This is a genomic window from Saccharopolyspora karakumensis (genome assembly GCF_004349225.1).
In the GTDB taxonomy this organism is placed as follows: Bacteria; Actinomycetota; Actinomycetes; order Mycobacteriales; family Pseudonocardiaceae; genus Saccharopolyspora; species Saccharopolyspora endophytica.
Genome location: NZ_SMLA01000036.1, coordinates 30511 through 46326 on the forward strand (window position 1 = coordinate 30511; position 15816 = coordinate 46326).

At 68.5% G+C, this 15816-nt stretch carries 12 protein-coding genes and 1 pseudogene; 10 read left to right on the forward strand and 3 right to left on the reverse strand.

The annotated features are described in order from the left end of the window. Position 1: 1 nt before the first annotated feature. The 6 genes from E1202_RS21220 (at position 2) to pntB (ending at position 7126) form a co-directional block, all read left to right on the forward strand. On the forward strand, positions 2 to 1204 hold the full coding sequence (locus E1202_RS21220; RefSeq protein WP_132684897.1) for a malate--CoA ligase subunit beta: 1203 nt from the start codon (positions 2 to 4) through the stop codon (positions 1202 to 1204). Then, a complete protein-coding gene (gene sucD, locus E1202_RS21225) occupies positions 1201 to 2112 on the forward strand; it encodes a succinate--CoA ligase subunit alpha (protein ID WP_132684898.1) in 912 nt (303 codons plus the stop codon). Before E1202_RS21220 ends, sucD begins: the two co-directional genes overlap by 4 nt. 14 nt (positions 2113 to 2126) lie before the next feature. After that, positions 2127 to 3104 carry a 2-hydroxyacid dehydrogenase gene (locus tag E1202_RS21230; RefSeq protein WP_132684899.1) on the forward strand — a complete coding sequence of 326 codons (978 nt, stop codon included), beginning with the start codon at positions 2127 to 2129 and terminating at the stop codon, positions 3102 to 3104. 52 nt (positions 3105 to 3156) lie between these two features. Further along, entirely contained in the window at positions 3157 to 4011 is an 855-nt protein-coding gene (folD, locus tag E1202_RS21235) for a bifunctional methylenetetrahydrofolate dehydrogenase/methenyltetrahydrofolate cyclohydrolase FolD (protein WP_132684900.1), read from the forward strand. Between the two features lie 39 nt (positions 4012 to 4050). Next, the gene (locus tag E1202_RS21240; RefSeq protein ID WP_132684901.1) at positions 4051 to 5580 is read left to right on the forward strand and encodes a Re/Si-specific NAD(P)(+) transhydrogenase subunit alpha; all 1530 of its coding nucleotides are present in this window, start codon (positions 4051 to 4053) and stop codon (positions 5578 to 5580) included. 124 nt (positions 5581 to 5704) lie between these two features. Beyond that, positions 5705 to 7126 carry a Re/Si-specific NAD(P)(+) transhydrogenase subunit beta gene (pntB, locus tag E1202_RS21245; RefSeq protein WP_132684902.1) on the forward strand — a complete coding sequence of 474 codons (1422 nt, stop codon included), beginning with the start codon at positions 5705 to 5707 and terminating at the stop codon, positions 7124 to 7126. Between the two features lie 357 nt (positions 7127 to 7483). Here the strand turns inward: pntB and E1202_RS21250 are convergent, their stop codons facing one another. After that, complete coding sequence (locus E1202_RS21250; RefSeq protein WP_132684903.1) at positions 7484 to 8554, reverse strand: HAD-IIA family hydrolase; 1071 nt, start codon at positions 8552 to 8554, stop codon at positions 7484 to 7486. A gap of 253 nt (positions 8555 to 8807) precedes the next feature. Here E1202_RS21250 and E1202_RS21255 point away from each other — a divergent pair, with 253 nt between their 5' ends. The 4 genes and pseudogenes from E1202_RS21255 (at position 8808) to E1202_RS21270 (ending at position 13065) form a co-directional block, all read left to right on the forward strand. Then, entirely contained in the window at positions 8808 to 9890 is a 1083-nt protein-coding gene (locus E1202_RS21255) for a class 1 fructose-bisphosphatase (RefSeq protein ID WP_132684904.1), read from the forward strand. A gap of 15 nt (positions 9891 to 9905) precedes the next feature. Next, the gene (locus E1202_RS21260) at positions 9906 to 10781 is read left to right on the forward strand and encodes a phosphoribulokinase (protein WP_132684905.1); all 876 of its coding nucleotides are present in this window, start codon (positions 9906 to 9908) and stop codon (positions 10779 to 10781) included. Positions 10782 to 10827: 46 nt separating this feature from the next. Then, the gene (gene gap, locus E1202_RS21265) at positions 10828 to 11838 is read left to right on the forward strand and encodes a type I glyceraldehyde-3-phosphate dehydrogenase (RefSeq protein ID WP_132684906.1); all 1011 of its coding nucleotides are present in this window, start codon (positions 10828 to 10830) and stop codon (positions 11836 to 11838) included. 3 nt (positions 11839 to 11841) lie between these two features. Continuing rightward, positions 11842 to 13065: pseudogene (locus tag E1202_RS21270) on the forward strand (phosphoglycerate kinase). A gap of 143 nt (positions 13066 to 13208) precedes the next feature. Here the strand turns inward: E1202_RS21270 and E1202_RS21275 are convergent. Both E1202_RS21275 and tkt read right to left on the reverse strand, forming a co-directional pair. Next, positions 13209 to 13913, reverse strand: coding sequence for an HAD-IA family hydrolase (locus E1202_RS21275; RefSeq protein WP_132684907.1), 705 nt, complete (start codon positions 13911 to 13913; stop codon positions 13209 to 13211). Next, on the reverse strand, positions 13910 to 15805 hold the full coding sequence (gene tkt, locus E1202_RS21280) for a transketolase (RefSeq protein ID WP_235878803.1): 1896 nt from the start codon (positions 15803 to 15805) through the stop codon (positions 13910 to 13912). The genes E1202_RS21275 and tkt overlap by 4 nt, the downstream gene beginning before the upstream one ends. Between the last annotated feature and the right edge of the window lie 11 nt (positions 15806 to 15816).

Consider the following 15816-nt stretch of genomic DNA (forward strand, 5'->3'; position numbering starts at 1 on the left):
AATGGACATCCACGAGTACCAGGCCAAGGAGATCCTGGCGCGGTTCGGCGTGCCGGTGCCGCGCGGCGGGCTCGCCAACAGTCCGGAACAAGCCGCCTACCGGTCCGACGAGATCGGGGGAGAAGCTTGGGTTGTCAAGGCCCAAGTGCATTCCGGTGGTCGCGGCGAGGCCGGCGGCGTGTCGCTTTGCCACTCGGACCGGGACGTGGCCCGCGCGGCAGGCGGACTGCTCGGCAAGCGACTGGTCACGCGGCAGGCGCCCGCGGGCAAGCTGGTCTCGCAGGTGTACGTCGAGGAGGCCGCGGAGATCGACCGCGAGCTGTACTTCGCTATCTTGCTGGACCGGGCGAGCGAACAGGTCGTCATCATCGCCTCCGCCGACGGCGGGGTCGACGTCGAGCACCTCGCGGCGACCGCTCCGGAAGCAGTGGTGCGGGTGCCGGTCGAGCCGGCGGTCGGGTTCCTGGAGTTCCAGGCGCGTGAGATCGCGCTCGCAGTCGGACTCCCCGCCGGGCAGATCACCCCGGCGTCCCGGATCTTCCGGGCCGCCTACCGCGCTTTCCGGGATCTCGACGCCACCCTGCTGGAGATCAACCCGCTCGTCATCACGCACGACGGTGACCTCGTGGCTGCGGACGCGAAGATGTCGTTCGACGACAACGCGATCTTCCGCAGCCCGGGGATCGCCGAATTGCGCGACCCCAGCCAGGAGGACCCTCGCGAGCGGCATGCGGCCGACCACGGGCTGTCCTACGTGGGGCTCACCGGCAACATTGGCTGCATCATCAACGGCGCCGGGCTTGCGATGGCCACAATGGACATGATCAAGCTGGCGGGCGGCGAGCCCGCGAACTTCCTCGACATCGGCGGTGGCGCGTCGCCGGATCGCGTGCTGACCGCCTTTCGCGCGGTCCTCCAGGACGACAACGTCGAGGCCGTGCTGGTCAACATCTTCGCGGGCATCAACCGATGCGACTGGGTGGCGGAGGGCGTGCTGAAGGCCTTCGCCGAGGCCGACGTCAAGGTGCCCGTCGTGGCAAGGCTTTCCGGGACCAACGTCGAGCAAGGCCGCAGGATCCTCTCCCATTCGGGGTTGCCGATCATCGTCGCCGACACCCTGGCGGACGCGGCGGAGAACGTGGTGGCGGCCTCCGCGGCCGGTCGACCGGCCGCGGACCGAGTGACGGGCGGAGGGCTTCGATGAGCATCCTGATCGACGGCGACACCCGGGTGATCGTGCAGGGCATCACCGGCCGGATCGGCGCGTTCCACACCGAGGAGATGATGGCCAACGGTACGAACATCGTCGGCGGCGTGACGCCCGGCAAAGCCGGCCAGACGATCTTCGGCAAGCGGATCTTCAGCACGGTCAAGGATGCGGTCCACTTCCAGAAGGCCACCGCGTCGATCGTGTTCGCGCCGCCGGCGTTCGCAGCTGACGCGATCATGGAGGCGGCCGATGCGGGCATTCGCTACTGCGTCTGCATCACTGACGGTATTCCCGCGCAGGACATGATGCGGGTGAAGCGCTACATGCGGCGTTACCGGATGAGCTCGCGGATGCGGCTCACCGGCCCGAACTGCGCGGGCACCATCTCGCCGGGCAAGGCGCTGCTCGGCATCATGCCCGGTCACATCTACCTGCCTGGCCGAGTCGGAGTGATCAGCCGTTCCGGAACGCTCAGCTATGAGGCCGCGGCGCAACTCAGCGCGCTGCGCATCGGAGTCTCGACGTCGGTCGGCATCGGCGGCGACCCGATCAACGGCTCCTCGTTCCGCGATCACCTCGACCTCTTCGAGCACGACGACGAGACCGACGCCGTGCTGATGATCGGCGAGATCGGCGGTCCCCAAGAAGCCGAGGGCGCGGCTTTCGTCCGCTCGCGAATGACCAAACCGGTCATTGGATACGTGGCCGGGATGACCGCGCCGCCCGGACGCACCATGGGCCATGCCGGGGCGATCGTGTCCGGCGAGGGGGAATCCGCGCGGGAAAAGACGGCGATCATGACCGCTGCGGGCATCACGATGGCGCCCGACCCGTCCAGCATGGGTACCACCGTGGCGAAAGCGCTGCAGCAGCACGGACTGCTCGAGCTCGCCACCGTCTGAGATCAGGAGATCCCATGTCCCAACCGGTGCCCGAGGACCCCGTGGTCGTCGTCACCCGCCGCTGGCCCGCCGAGGTGGAGGAGGAACTGCGCAGGCGTTTCCCCCGCATCAGGCTCAACGTCGGCGACCGGCCGCTGGGCCCAGAGGGGCTGCGTCACGCGCTGGCCGAAGCCGACGTCGTGCTCCCCACCGTCACCGACCCACTCCCGGCCGACCTTTTCGGTGGGGAGGTTCGATGCCGGTTCCTCGGCAACTACGGCGTCGGGTTCAACCACATCGACCTCCAGGCAGCAGCCTGCGCCGGCGTCGTCGTCACCAACACACCCGGCGTCCTCACCGACGCGACGGCAGACCTCGCGGTCACGCTGATGCTGATGGTGGCGCGCCGCGCCGGGGAAGGGGAGCGCGAGGTGCGGCGCGGCGACTGGACCGGCTGGCGACCCACCCACCTCGTCGGCACCGAGTTGACGGGCAAGACGCTCGGCGTCGTCGGCATGGGCAGGATCGGCACCGCGGTGGCGCAGCGCGGCCACTTCGGCTTCGACATGCCCGTCGTCTACTGCGACAGCGGCGACGGGCCTGCCGAGCTCGCCTGGGCCCGACGGGTCGACACCGTGCAGGAGGTGTTCGAGACCGCGGACGTCGTCTCGCTGCACCTGCCCGGCGGCGGCGCGAACACGCACCTCGTGGACTCCGCGCTACTGGCGCGAATGAGACCGGGCGCGATCCTCGTCAACACCGCCCGCGGCGACGTGGTGGACACACGGGCGCTGATCGACGCGTGCGCGTCCGGTGCGCTCGCCGGCGCGGGCCTCGACGTGTACGAGCGTGAGCCCGATGTTCCCGAGGAACTGCGCAAGCTCGACAACGTGGTCCTGCTGCCCCACCTCGGCAGCGCTACCCGCGAGACCCGGATCGGGATGGGAATGCTCGTGCTGGACAACCTTCAGGCGTTCTTGGACGGCCGGGAGCCGCCCCACCGGATCGCCTGATGTGGTACGGCCAGCGCCGCTGCCACTGCTGGTCATGAGGAGGAGAAGAACGTTGCCCGCAACGATAATCGATGGCAAGGCCGCGGCGGCGGAGCTGCGTCAGCGCATCTCGCACGACGTCGCGCAGCTGCCCGAGCCGCCCGGTCTGGCCACGGTGCTGGTCGGGGATGACCCGGCGTCAGCGGTCTACGTCGCGAGCAAGCGCAGGCAGTGCGTGCAGGCCGGGATGCGCGACCTGCACCGGCACCTGCCCGCGGACATCGGGGCGGCCGAGCTCGCAGCGGTGGTCGACGACCTGAATGCCGATCCGGCGGTTACCGGGATCTTGCTCCAACTCCCTCTCCCGCGCCACCTGGACGCCGCGAATTTGATCGCCCGCATCGACCCCGACAAGGACGTCGACGGGCTCACCATCGCCAGTGTCGGCCGGCTCGCGCTCGGCGCGCCGGGCCTGCGCCCGTGCACCCCCGCCGGCGTCATCGCCCTGCTCGACCGGGCAGGCGTGCGGCTGGAGGGCGCGGAGGCGGTGGTGGTCGGACGCTCGCACCTGGTCGGCAAGCCGATGGCGCAGCTCCTGCTCGAACGCAACGCCACGGTGACCGTCTGCCACTCCCGCACCCGCGACCTGGCTACCGCCTGCCGACGCGCAGACGTGCTCATCGCCGCGGCCGGCCTGCCCCGGATGATCGGTCCGGACCACGTCAAGCCCGGCGCGACTGTTATCGACGTCGGGATCCACCGCACCGACGCGGGTCTGTGCGGGGACGTCGACACCGCAACCGTCGCCGAGGTGGCCGGCGCGATCACACCAGTGCCCGGCGGCGTCGGTCCGATGACGATCGCGATGCTGCTGAGCAACACCCTCACTGCGGCGCGCTGCGCCGGTCGGGAGAGCGCGGCTGCTTGAGGGCACGACGCGCCGCCGAGACGACACAGGAAGAAGCGAATGGACATTGGCGTGCTGAAGGAGTCGCGTCCGGGCGAAACTCGGGTGGCGGCAACACCGGCGACCGTGGTTCAGCTGCTGAAGCTGGGCTACGGGGTGGTTGTTGAGCCAGGTGCGGGCGTGGCATCGGCGTTCCCGGACGAAGCCTACATCGAGGCCGGGGCACGGCTGGGCGAGGCTCTCGCGGCCGACGTCGTGTTCGGTGTGAACGCGCCGTCGAAGAAGCAGCTCGACTGCCTGAGCGAGGGTGCCACGCTGATCAGCTTGCTGAGCCCAGCGCTGGACCCCGACCTGGTCGCGGATCTGGAGAATCGGCCGATCACGGTGATGGCGATGGACGCGGTTCCTCGGATCTCGCGGGCGCAGTCGTTGGATGTGCTGTCCTCGATGGCCAACATCGCCGGCTACCGCGCGGTCGTGGAGGCGGCGCACGAGTTCGGGCGGTTCTTCACCGGCCAGGTGACCGCAGCGGGAAAAGTCGCGCCGGCGAAGGTGCTGGTGGCAGGGGCCGGTGTGGCGGGGTTGGCCGCGATCGGCGCCGCGGGAAGTCTGGGGGCGATCGTGCGCGCCACCGACCCGCGCCCCGAGGTCGCCGACCAGGTGAAGTCGCTCGGTGGCGAATACCTCGCGATCGAGTCGCCCGAAGCCGAGGTCAGCGCTACCGGTTATGCCAAGGAGATGGACGAGGCATACCGGGCGCGCGAGGCGCGGCTGTACGCCGCGCAGACCAGCGATGTTGACATCGTGATCAGCACTGCGCTCATCCCCGGCAAGCCAGCACCGCGACTGATCACCGAGGCAATGGTGGCCGGCATGAAACCCGGCAGCGTGATCGTGGACATGGCTGCCTCGACCGGCGGCAACGTCGAGGGGACCGTCGCCGGTGAGAGGGTCGTGACCGGCAACGGTGTCACCATCATCGGCTACACCGACCTGGCCGGTCGGCTCCCGTCCCAGGCCTCTCAGCTCTACGGCACCAACCTGGTGAACCTGATGAAGCTGATGACACCGGATGGGGACGGCCGACTGGTGCTCGACTTCGACGACGTGGTCCAACGTTCGATGACCGTCGTGCGAAACGGGGAGTTGACCTGGCCGCCCCCGCCGGTGCAGGTCTCGGCGACCCCTGCACCGGAGCTGGAATCCACACGGGAGCCCGTGGAGAAACCGGTGCGACAGCCCATGTCCGCGGGCAAGCGGCTCGGCATCGTCACGGCCGCGGCCGCCGTCCTGTTCAGTCTGGTAGCGATTTCGCCTGAGGCGCTGCAGGCGCACCTCACGGTGTTCGCGCTCGCGATCGTGATCGGCTACTACGTGATCGGGCACGTGCACCACGCGCTGCACACACCGCTCATGTCGGTGACGAACGCGATCTCGGGAATCATCGTGATCGGCGCAGTGCTGCAGATCGGCCAAGGGGATGCCGCGATTACCGTGCTCTCGACCGCGGCGATCCTGCTCGCCAGCATCAACATCTTCGGTGGCTTCGCGGTGACCCGCCGCATGCTCGCCATGTTCTCCCGGTCCTGAGCGCCTGCTCCCTGGGCTTGCGTTGCGCAGCGGCGCAGGTTGCTCGGGTGGGCCAAGCGGATTTGCCGCCTCAGGACAAACACCAAACCAGTTCAGGAACAAGCTCTGACGGAGCGCTGATCACATGATTTCGGTGGGAACCACCGCGCAGGCGGCGTACATCGTCGCTGCCCTGTTGTTCATCCTTGCCTTGGCGGGTCTGTCCAAGCACGAGACGGCCAAGGCCGGCAACGGCTTCGGTATCGCCGGCATGTTAGTCGCGCTGCTCGCGACCTTGGCGCTCGCCGTCGATCGGGGCATCGGGCCGCTCGGTCTCAGTCTGTTGCTGGGCGCTACTGCCGTCGGTGCCGCGATCGGGCTGTGGCGAGCCCGCGTCGTGGAGATGACCGGGATGCCGGAGTTGATCGCGCTGTTGCACAGCTTCGTCGGACTCGCTGCGGTCCTGGTCGGCTGGAACGGCTTCTTCCACGTGGAGCACCACCCCGTCGGCGCCGCCGCCGAGCAGCTGCGCCGGTCGGACCTGCTGGGCATCCACAGCGCCGAGGTCGTCATCGGCGTGTTCGTCGGAGCGGTCACCTCTACCGGCTCGATTGTGGCGTTCTTGAAGTTGTCAGCACGGATGAAGTCCGACCCGCTGGTGCTGCCGGGCAAGACCCTGCTCAACGTGGGCGCGCTCGTCGGGTTCGTCGCCCTCACGGCCTGGTTCATCCTCGAGCCGCAGCTGTGGTTGCTGATCGTGGTCACCGCGCTCGCTCTGCTGCTGGGCTGGCACCTGGTCGCCTCGATCGGGGGCGGCGACATGCCGGTCGTGGTGTCGATGCTCAACAGCTACTCGGGGTGGGCGGCCGCCGCGTCGGGCTTCCTGCTCGAGAACGACCTCCTGATCATCACTGGCGCGCTTGTCGGCTCCTCGGGTGCCTACCTGTCGTACATCATGTGCAAGGCGATGAACCGGTCCTTCATCTCGGTGATCGCCGGAGGGTTCGGCGTGGAGGCCGGCCCGGCCGGCGACACCGAGTGCGGTGAGCACCGCGAGATCACCGCGGCGGGCGTCGCGGAGCTGCTGGCCCGTGCCGACTCCGTCATCATCACGCCGGGCTACGGCATGGCGGTGGCCCGGGCGCAGTACGGCGTCGCCGAGCTCACCCGCAAGCTGCGTGAGAAGGGCGTGGACGTGCGGTTCGGCATCCACCCGGTCGCAGGTCGCCTGCCCGGGCACATGAACGTGCTCTTGGCCGAGGCAAAGGTGCCCTACGACGTTGTCCTCGAGATGGATGAGATCAACGACGACTTCACCGGCACTTCCGTCGTTCTCGTGATCGGAGCCAACGACACGGTTAACCCGGCCGCCACCGAGGACCCCGCCAGCCCGATCGCGGGCATGCCCGTGCTCACGGTGTGGAAGGCCGACAACGTGGTCGTGTTCAAGCGGTCGATGGCCTCCGGGTATGCCGGCGTGCAGAACCCGCTTTTCTTCCGGGACAACTCCGCGATGCTGTTCGGCGACGCCAAGAAGCGCGTCGAAGACATCCTGCACGCGTTCTGAGCAAGTGCAGGACGTCGCGTTCGAGTGTGGTCTGGGCGTCTTGGCGTGCGGCGAACTGGATGTCGGCAGGGGTGAACAATTTCGCTCTTCCCCCCAGCCGTTTTGGATCGACTGTCTCGCGCGGGACCGAGGTGGCGCGACCAGTTCGCCCGCCGCGCAGGCGGAACCGGCGACACCGTCGGACTGATCCAATTGAACCGACCGTACTGAAGGATGGCCAACGGGCGGTGGTCCTGCGCGTTGAAGCCCGGGTCAGCTTGAGCAGCTCGTGACGCCCCGTCGTGGAAGCGCTCACGCGCCAAGACGGCATGGAGTACCCCGCGGCGCATCACGCAACCGGAACGGCCGACCGTTAGCTCATCTCGCAACAACCGAGCTCGAGCTCGCGCGGTCGAGTTCGAGCTGTCGTTCGATCCTGGCCCACATGTCTTCGTCGTCGGGGACCGCACGACCGTCGTCGAGCGCGGCCCATACCGTGGCGACCACGGACTGCAGCAGCTTGCTGTTGTCGCCATCAACCCGCATGCGAAGAACGGCTTCGGGTGTGAGCTCGACGAGCTGGTCGGGCACCGTGGTGTGCAAGGGCAGCCCGGGAGCGAGCAGACCGGTCAGGTCGGTGGCGACGTACGTCGGGCGTGCGGACGGCGGGGCGAACGCCAGGTCGCGGAGACGGGAGGCACCGCTCAGCACGAACAGCGAGTCGAGACCGGCCGAGTTGGCACCCTCGATGTCGGTGTCCAACCGGTCTCCACACACGAGGGTGTCTGATTGATCGGTGCCGAGCCGGGTGCGCGCCAGGTCGAACAGGGCGGCGCGCGGCTTGCCGACCACGTGCGGGGTTGCGCTGGTCGCGGTCTGCACCGCCGCGACGAGGGCGCCGTTGCCGGGGGCTGGGCCGTGCGCGGTGGGCAGCATGAGGTCGAGGTTCGTCGCCACCCAGGCGGCTCCTCCGTGGACGAGGTATCCGACCGCCGCCAACTCGGCCCAGGTGACGTCGACTCCCAGTCCCTGGACGACCGCCTCGACCCCGGTGTCATCCAGCTCCGCGACGCGAACCGGGGTCAGTCCGGCTTCGGTGAGCGCCTGTGCGACACCTGGCCCGCCGACCGCGCACACGGGAGCGCCTCGCTCGAGACGCTCCGACAGGTGCGCCGCGGCGGCCTGGGAGCTGGTGACCACCGACCAGCCCTGCGGTGCGACGCCGAGCCGGTGGAGGTGCTCGCCCACGTTCTTCGGTGAGCGAGATGCGTTGTTGGTCGCGAAGACGACCGGCAGGCCGTCCGCTGTCACCTGGTTCAAGGTCTCGACCGCATCGGGGACGGCCGTGGCGCCGCGGTAAACGACACCGTCGAGGTCGCAGATCAGACCGCGGTACAGCGTGCTGAGGGGCTCGGTGCCGAGGGAGTCGGTGGTGGTCTCACCCATCATGTGCGTCGGGCTCCTCTGACGTGCGGTGGGGACTGTGGGCCGACGTTATGAGACGCGCGGAGCCAAGGAATCACCTGCGGGAATGAGCTCAGGGGTGAGCTGCTCGGCAGGGTGATTCCAAGAGACCCCGCCATCTGGCAACCACCCCCGCGGTCACCCCTCGGGTGGATGCTCGTCGCCGGCCAGGCTGGTGGGCTCAACGCACGCCCCGGTTGTGCTCGACGCACGCCCATGACCCGTCAGGAGTGATGAGATGCTGACCGAGCGCTCGACGCTGGCCCAATTCCTCATCGAGGAACGCCGACGTCATCCCGGTTCGAGCGGAGAGCTCAACTCGCTGATTCTAGACGTGGCGCTGGCCTGCAAAGCCATCTCCCAGCGCATCGCCTCTGGTGCGCTTACGGGCGTGATCGGCAGCGTGGGTGCGGTCAACGTTCAGGGCGAGCAGCAGCAAAAGCTCGACGTCGTGGCCAACGAGATCTTCCTGCGCGCCAATGAGTGGGGTGGTCAACTCGCCGGCATGGTTTCGGAGGAACTGGAGGAGCCGTACTCCATCCCGGTCGAATTCCCCCGTGGCAAGTACCTGCTCACGTTCGACCCGCTCGACGGCTCGTCCAACATCGACGCCAACGTCTCGGTGGGCAGCATTTTCTCGATCCTGCGGGCGCCGGCGCCCGGGGAGGAAGCCCGGGTGGAGGATTTCCTGCAGCCGGGAACGAAGCAGGTGGCCGCCGGATATGCCATCTACGGCCCGTCGACGGTGCTCGTGCTCACCGTCGGGACGGGGGTGCACGCCTTCACCCTTGAGCCGAAACTCGGCGAGTTCTTTCTGACCCGCCAGGACATCGAGGTGCCGGAGACCACCGCGGAGTACGCCGTGAACACCTCCAACCGCCGCTTCTGGGAGCCGGCGATCAAGCGTTACATCGATGAGTGCCTGCAAGGGGTGTCGGGTCCCCGTGAGAAGGACTTCAACATGCGTTGGGTGGCATCGCTGGTGGCCGAGGCCCACCGGATCCTCACTCGCGGTGGCGTTTTCATGTATCCGCGGGATTCGAAGAACCCCGAGAAGGCGGGTCGGCTGCGGTTGCTCTACGAAGCGAACCCGATCGGGTTCCTGATCGAGCAGGCCGGCGGCCTTGCCACGACCGGCCGTGAGCGGGTCCTCGAGGTGAACCCGACCGACCTGCACCAGCGCATCGGGCTCGTCTTCGGCTCCCGCGAGGAGGTCGAGCGGATCACGCGCTATCACACCGAGCCGACCGAGGAGCCGAGCGACACGACGGAGCACTGGAACCCGTTGTACGGCGTCCGCGGCCTGTTTCACGCCATCTGATCTCCTGGAGGATCCATGTCCGCCAAGCACCCAGTCGTCGCGATCACCGGGTCCTCCGGCGCCGGTACCACCTCGGTGATGCGCACCTTCGAGCAGATCTTCCGCCGGGAGGAGGTCGAGGCCGCCTTCGTCGAAGGCGACAGCTTCCACCGCTACGACCGCATGGCCATGAAGGGCGAGATGGTTAGGGCGTTCGCCGAGGGGGACCATACTTTCAGCCATTTCGGCCCCGAGTCCAACCTGTTCGAGGAACTGGAGACCCTGTTCCGGGAGTACGGCGAGAGCGGCACCGGGAAGGTACGCAAGTACCTCCACAACGAGGAGGAGGCGGCGCCGTACGCGCAGGAACCGGGGACGTTCACAGCCTGGGAGGACATCCCGGCCGATACGGACCTGCTGTTCTACGAAGGGCTGCACGGCGCGGTGGCCACCGAGAAGGTCGACGTCGCCCAGCACGCCGACCTGTTGATCGGCGTCGTGCCCGTGATCAACCTCGAGTGGATCCAGAAGCTGCAACGGGACAAGGCGAAACGGGGCTACTCGACCGAGGCGGTGACCGAGACGATCCTGCGGCGGATGCACGACTACGTGCACTACATGTGCCCGCAGTTCTCCCGAACTCACGTGAACTTCCAACGGGTTCCGGTGGTCGACACCTCGAACCCGTTCATCGCGCGGACGATTCCCTCACCGGACGAGTCCATGCTCGTCATCCGCTTCGCCGACCCGCGCGGGATCGACTTCCCCTACCTGCTCTCGATGCTGCACGACTCGTTCATGTCGCGCCCGAACACCATCGTCTGCCCCGGCGGGAAGATGGACCTGGCGATGCAGCTGATCTTCACCCCGATGCTCTGGCGGCTCTTCGAGCGTCGCGACAAGGCTCGTTGACCCGCGCCCATCGAGCAATCCGCCCCTGCACCCGAGGAGGACATCAGTGACCGTTCGCGTAGGTATCAACGGTTTCGGCCGCATCGGCCGTAACTTCTTCCGCGCCGTGCGTGCGCTCAACGCTTCCGGCGGCGCCGACATCGAGATCGTGGGCGTCAACGACCTGACCGACAACGCGTCGCTGGCGCACCTGTTGAAGTTCGACTCGATCCTCGGCCGGCTGGACGCTGAGGTCACCGCCACCGGAGACGCCATCGTCGTCGGTGGCACATCGGTCGCAGCGCTCGCGGAGCGCGACCCGGCTGATCTGCCGTGGAAGGATCTCGGCGCCGACATCGTCGTCGAGTCGACAGGCTTGTTCACCGATGCTGAGAAGGCACGTGCACACGTCGACTCCGGTGGTGCGAAGAAGGTGGTCATCTCGGCTCCAGCGCGCCATGAGGACGTCACCGTGGTGATGGGGGTGAACGAGCAGGACTACGACCCGGCGGCGCACACGGTGATCTCGAACGCCTCGTGCACGACCAACTGCCTGGCCCCGATGGCCAAGGCGCTGCACGACGGCCTGGGCATCACCAAGGGTCTGATGACCACGGTGCACGCCTACACGGCCGACCAGAACTTGCAGGACAACATCCACAAGGATCCGCGCCGTGCGCGTGCCGCCGCGTTGAACGTGGTCCCGACCTCGACCGGTGCGGCGAAGGCAATCGGTCTGGTGCTGCCGGAGCTGCGGGGCAAGCTGGACGGTTACGCAGTGCGGGTGCCGGTGCCGACCGGCTCGGCGACCGACCTGACCTTCGAGGCGCCCAAGCAGACCTCGGTCGAGGAGGTCAACGAGATCGTCAGGGCTGCGGCCGATGGCAGGATCCTGCGGTACTCCACCGATGCGATCGTGTCGTCTGACATCGTCACCGATCCGGCGTCGTGCATCTTCGACTCGCCGCTGACCAAGGTGATCGGCGACCAGGTCAAGGTCGTGGGCTGGTACGACAACGAATGGGGTTACTCCAACCGGCTCGCAGATCTGATCACTCACGTCGGTGAGAGCGTCTGAGCAATGGTGGACTTCCTCGCGGGATTGGGCGATGTCCGTGGCAAGCGGGTGCTCGTCCGGTCCGATCTCAACGTTCCCCTGGATGGCTCCAGCATCACCGATGACGGTCGGGTTCGCGGCGGTGCCGACGATCGAAGCGCTCTCCGAGGCCGGTGCCCGGGTCGTGGTGACCGCTCACCTCGGCCGCCCCCGGGGAGAGCCCGACCCGGCGTACTCCCTGGCCCCGGTGGCCGCGCGGCTCGCCGAGCTGCTCGGCCGACTGGTCGTTTTCGCCACCGACACCGTGGGCGAGTCGGCCTCGGCGACAATTGCGGGGCTGGCCGACGGTGACGTGGCGTTGCTGGAGAACGTCCGGTTCAACTCCGGCGAGACCTCCAAGGACGCCGCCGAGCGGGCCGCGTTCGCCGACCAGCTCGCCGCGCTCGCCGATGCCTTCGTCTCCGACGGTTTCGGCGTGGTGCACCGCAAGCAGGCCAGCGTCTACGACGTCGCGCAGCGACTCCCGCGCGCGATGGGCGGCTTGGTGGCCACGGAGATCGACGTGCTGCGGCAGCTGACCGTCGATCCCGACCCGCCCTACGCGTGGTGCTGGGTGGTTCGAAGGTCTCCGACAAGCTCGGCGTCATCGAGAACCTGCTGACCAAAGCCGACAAGCTGCTCATCGGTGGTGGTATGGCCTTCACTTTCCTAGCCGCCCAGAGCCACGAGGTCGGCAGGAGCCTGCTGGAGTCCGACCAGCTCGACACCGTCAGGCGCTATCTCGCGCAGGCGCGGGAGGCGGGTGTGGAGGTCGTGCTGCCCACCGACGTCGTGGTCGACACTGCGTTTCCCGACGGTAGCCGCACCCCTGAGCCCAAGGTCGTGGCCGCCGACGCCATCCCCGCCGACGCGCTCGGCCTGGACATCGGGCCGGAGTCGGCCAAGGCGTTCGCGAACGTCCTCACGGACGCCAGCACGGTCTTCTGGAACGGCCCGATGGGTGTCTTCGAGGTCGTCGAGTTCGCCAACGGCACCCGGGCGGTCGCCGAGGCACTGATCACGGTGGATGGACTGTCCGTCGTCGGCGGCGGCGACTCCGCCGCCGCAGTCCGCCTGCTCGGCTTCGACGAGTCGGCCTTCGGGCACATCTCCACCGGTGGAGGCGCCAGCCTCGAATACCTCGAAGGTAAGCAATTGCCCGGAATCCGGATTCTTGAGGAGGATTCGGCAGAGGCCGCGCAACGTTGATGGCCCTGAGCGCGCAGGAGCGGGCACGGTCTCGATCAAGACCGTGCCCGCTTCTCGCTCTGCGAGCGAAGCACGCCGGTGCCCCGTCCAGGTTCCTGACCTTGGCAAGTCTGAAACCTGGACGGGGCACCTGCGTGCCCTCGTCACTCGTCCGGCCGTTTCCTCAGTCGGCGGTGGAACCAGGCCACGAGCGCCGGGTCGTCCAGCCCGCCCGCGACGAGCGTCGCCCCGGACAGGTCGTCGTCGCGGGTGTAGGGGTTGTGCGCGGCCACGCAGCGCAGTCCGGCGGCGACAGCCGCCTGCACGCCATTGGCGGAGTCCTCGACGGCAACCGCGTGCTCGGGTGGGCAGCCGGTCCGGCGCAACACCTCGAGGTACGCGGCCGGGCTGGGCTTGAGATCGGGGACCTCGGTGCCGGTTATCACGGTGTGGAACCTGTTGCCGAAGGCGTGTTCCAGCAGGGGTTCGACCCATGCGCGCGTGCCGGTGGTCGCCACGTGCACCGGGACGCCGCTCGCCTCGATCTCGTCGATCAGCTGATGAGCCCCTGCGCGGGCCTGCACCTGCCCATCCTCGACCAGACGCCGCATGATCTGGGTCTTGCGCTTGTGCAGCCGCTCCGCGAGTTCCGCGGCCTCGCCCGGTGACCGGCCGGTGCTTTCGAACCAGAACGCCAGCCGCTTGGCACCACCGGTGATCTTCAGCAGCCGTCCGTAAGTGGCGATATCCCAGCGATCCGACAGCTCGGCTGCCTCGAACGCCGCGTTGAACGCCACTCGATGGCCGTCCCGCTCGCTGTCGACGAGCGTGCCGTCGACGTCGAAGATCACCGCGTCGAGCCGGCTCATCGGGCGGAATCGAGGTAGTCGCGTACACGGGCGGCGACCGCGTCCGCGGTGAAGCCGTGGCGGGCCATGACCTCGCCACCGGGGCCGCTGTCGCCGAAGTCGTCGATGCCGATGGCGAGATCGACGATCCCTCGCCAGCCCGCGGTGTTGCCTGCCTCGAGGCTGACGGAGGTCACGGAGGGATCCGGTGCGTAGCGCGAGCGGTCGAGTGCCGAGACCACCCGGACGCCGTGCCCCTCGGCTCGCAGCCCACGAGCAACGGCGGTGGCCAGCGACACTTCCGAGCCGGTCGCCACGATTTCGAGTGAAACGGGATGGTCGCCGTCGAGGTCATCCCCGTCCAGCTGGGGGAGCGACTGCCGGGAGAGGATCAGCGCTGTGGGCCCGTCGGTGCGCTTGAGCGCCAACCGCCAGGCCTCCACGGTCTCGGCAGTGTCCGCCGGGCGCAGCACCTGAAGCCCGGGGATCGCGCGCAGCGACTCGACGTGCTCGACCGGCTGGTGGGTGGGACCGTCCTCGCCCACCGCGATCGAGTCATGGGTGAGCACGTAGATGACCGGCTGTCCCATGAGCGCCGACAACCTGAGCGCCGGTCGCAGGTAGTCGGCGAAGACCAGGAAGGTGCTGCCGAAGACCCGGAACCCGCCGTGCAGGCTGATGCCGTTCATGATCGCGGCCATGCCGAACTCGCGGATGCCGAACGCGATCGCCGTGCCCGCGTAGTCGTCGCGGGTCACCAGCTCGCCGAAGGCGGTGCCGGTCGATCCGGACAGGTCCGCCGACCCGCCGACCAGCTCCGGCAGCATCCCGCGGGCGGCGTCCAAGCAGGCCTGTGAGGACTGCCGGGTTGCCCGGGGTACCGCGTCTGCTACCTGCAGCAGGGGGGTGAGGTCGTCGGGCAGCCTGCGTTCCTGCGCTCGGCGGTACTTCGCGGCGCGCTCCGGGCAAGCAGCTTCGAAGGTCGCGAAGTCCTCGCCCCAGGCGGCGCGTTCCCGAGCGCCGGCCTCGGCCAGCGCGGCGCAGGCCTCGCGCACCGGCTCGGGCACCGTGAACGGCGGATGCTCCCACCCAGCGAGTTCCTTGGTCTCGGCGAGCAGCGCGTCGCCCAGCGGGCTTCCGTGCGCCTTCGCCGTGCCCTCCACCCCCGGAGCGCCCTGGCCGATCACGGTCCGCACCGCAATGAAACTGGGTCGCGGGTCGGACTTGGCGCGGGTGATCGACTGGTCGATCGCATCGATGTCGGTGCCGTCTACCACCGCCTCGGTGTGCCAGCCGCACGCGGCGAAGCGGGCGGGCTGATCATCGCCGCACGAGCGGTCGACGCCGCCGTCGATGGTGATGTCGTTATCGTCCCAGAGCACGACGAGCCGTCCGAGGCCGAGATGCCCGGCGAAGGAAGCGGCCTCGTGGCTGATGCCCTCCATGAGGCAGCCGTCACCGACGATCGCGTACGTGTGGTGGCCGGTGACCTCGGGATACCTGGCGTTGGCCATCCGCTCGGCCAGTGCCATGCCCACCGCCATGGCGAGGCCCTGACCGAGAGGCCCGGTGGTGCATTCGACACCCGGCGTGTGTCCGAACTCCGGATGTCCCGGGGTGCGGGAGCCCAACTGGCGGAACGAGCGCAGCTCGGCTTCCGGGAGATCGTAGCCGAAGGTGTGCAGGAGCCCGTAGAGCAGGGCTGAGCCGTGGCCGGCGGACAGCACGAAGCGGTCGCGGTCCGCCCAGCCGGGCGCCTGGGGGTCGTGGCGCAGGTGTCGGCTCCACAGCGTCCATGCCATCGGAGCCGCCCCCATCGGCATTCCCGGGTGCCCACTCGACGCGGACTGCACCATGTCGGCGGCGAGGAAGCGGAGCGTGTCGACGGCCAGGCGGTCGGTCTCGACGGGCACGCGAGCTCTTT

Bases quoted from the DNA above. Each gene is read 5' to 3' on its own strand.
- E1202_RS21220 (WP_132684897.1), top strand. From the start codon at position 2: ATGGACATCCACGAGTACCAGGCCAAGGAGATCCTGGCGCGGTTCGGC.
- sucD (WP_132684898.1), top strand. From the start codon at position 1,201: ATGAGCATCCTGATCGACGGCGACACCCGGGTGATCGTGCAGGGCATC.
- E1202_RS21230 (WP_132684899.1), top strand. From the start codon at position 2,127: ATGTCCCAACCGGTGCCCGAGGACCCCGTGGTCGTCGTCACCCGCCGC.
- E1202_RS21240 (WP_132684901.1), top strand. From the start codon at position 4,051: ATGGACATTGGCGTGCTGAAGGAGTCGCGTCCGGGCGAAACTCGGGTG.
- pntB (WP_132684902.1), top strand. From the start codon at position 5,705: ATGATTTCGGTGGGAACCACCGCGCAGGCGGCGTACATCGTCGCTGCC.
- E1202_RS21250 (WP_132684903.1), bottom strand. From the start codon at position 8,554: ATGATGGGTGAGACCACCACCGACTCCCTCGGCACCGAGCCCCTCAGC.
- E1202_RS21255 (WP_132684904.1), top strand. From the start codon at position 8,808: ATGCTGACCGAGCGCTCGACGCTGGCCCAATTCCTCATCGAGGAACGC.
- E1202_RS21260 (WP_132684905.1), top strand. From the start codon at position 9,906: ATGTCCGCCAAGCACCCAGTCGTCGCGATCACCGGGTCCTCCGGCGCC.
- E1202_RS21275 (WP_132684907.1), bottom strand. From the start codon at position 13,913: ATGAGCCGGCTCGACGCGGTGATCTTCGACGTCGACGGCACGCTCGTC.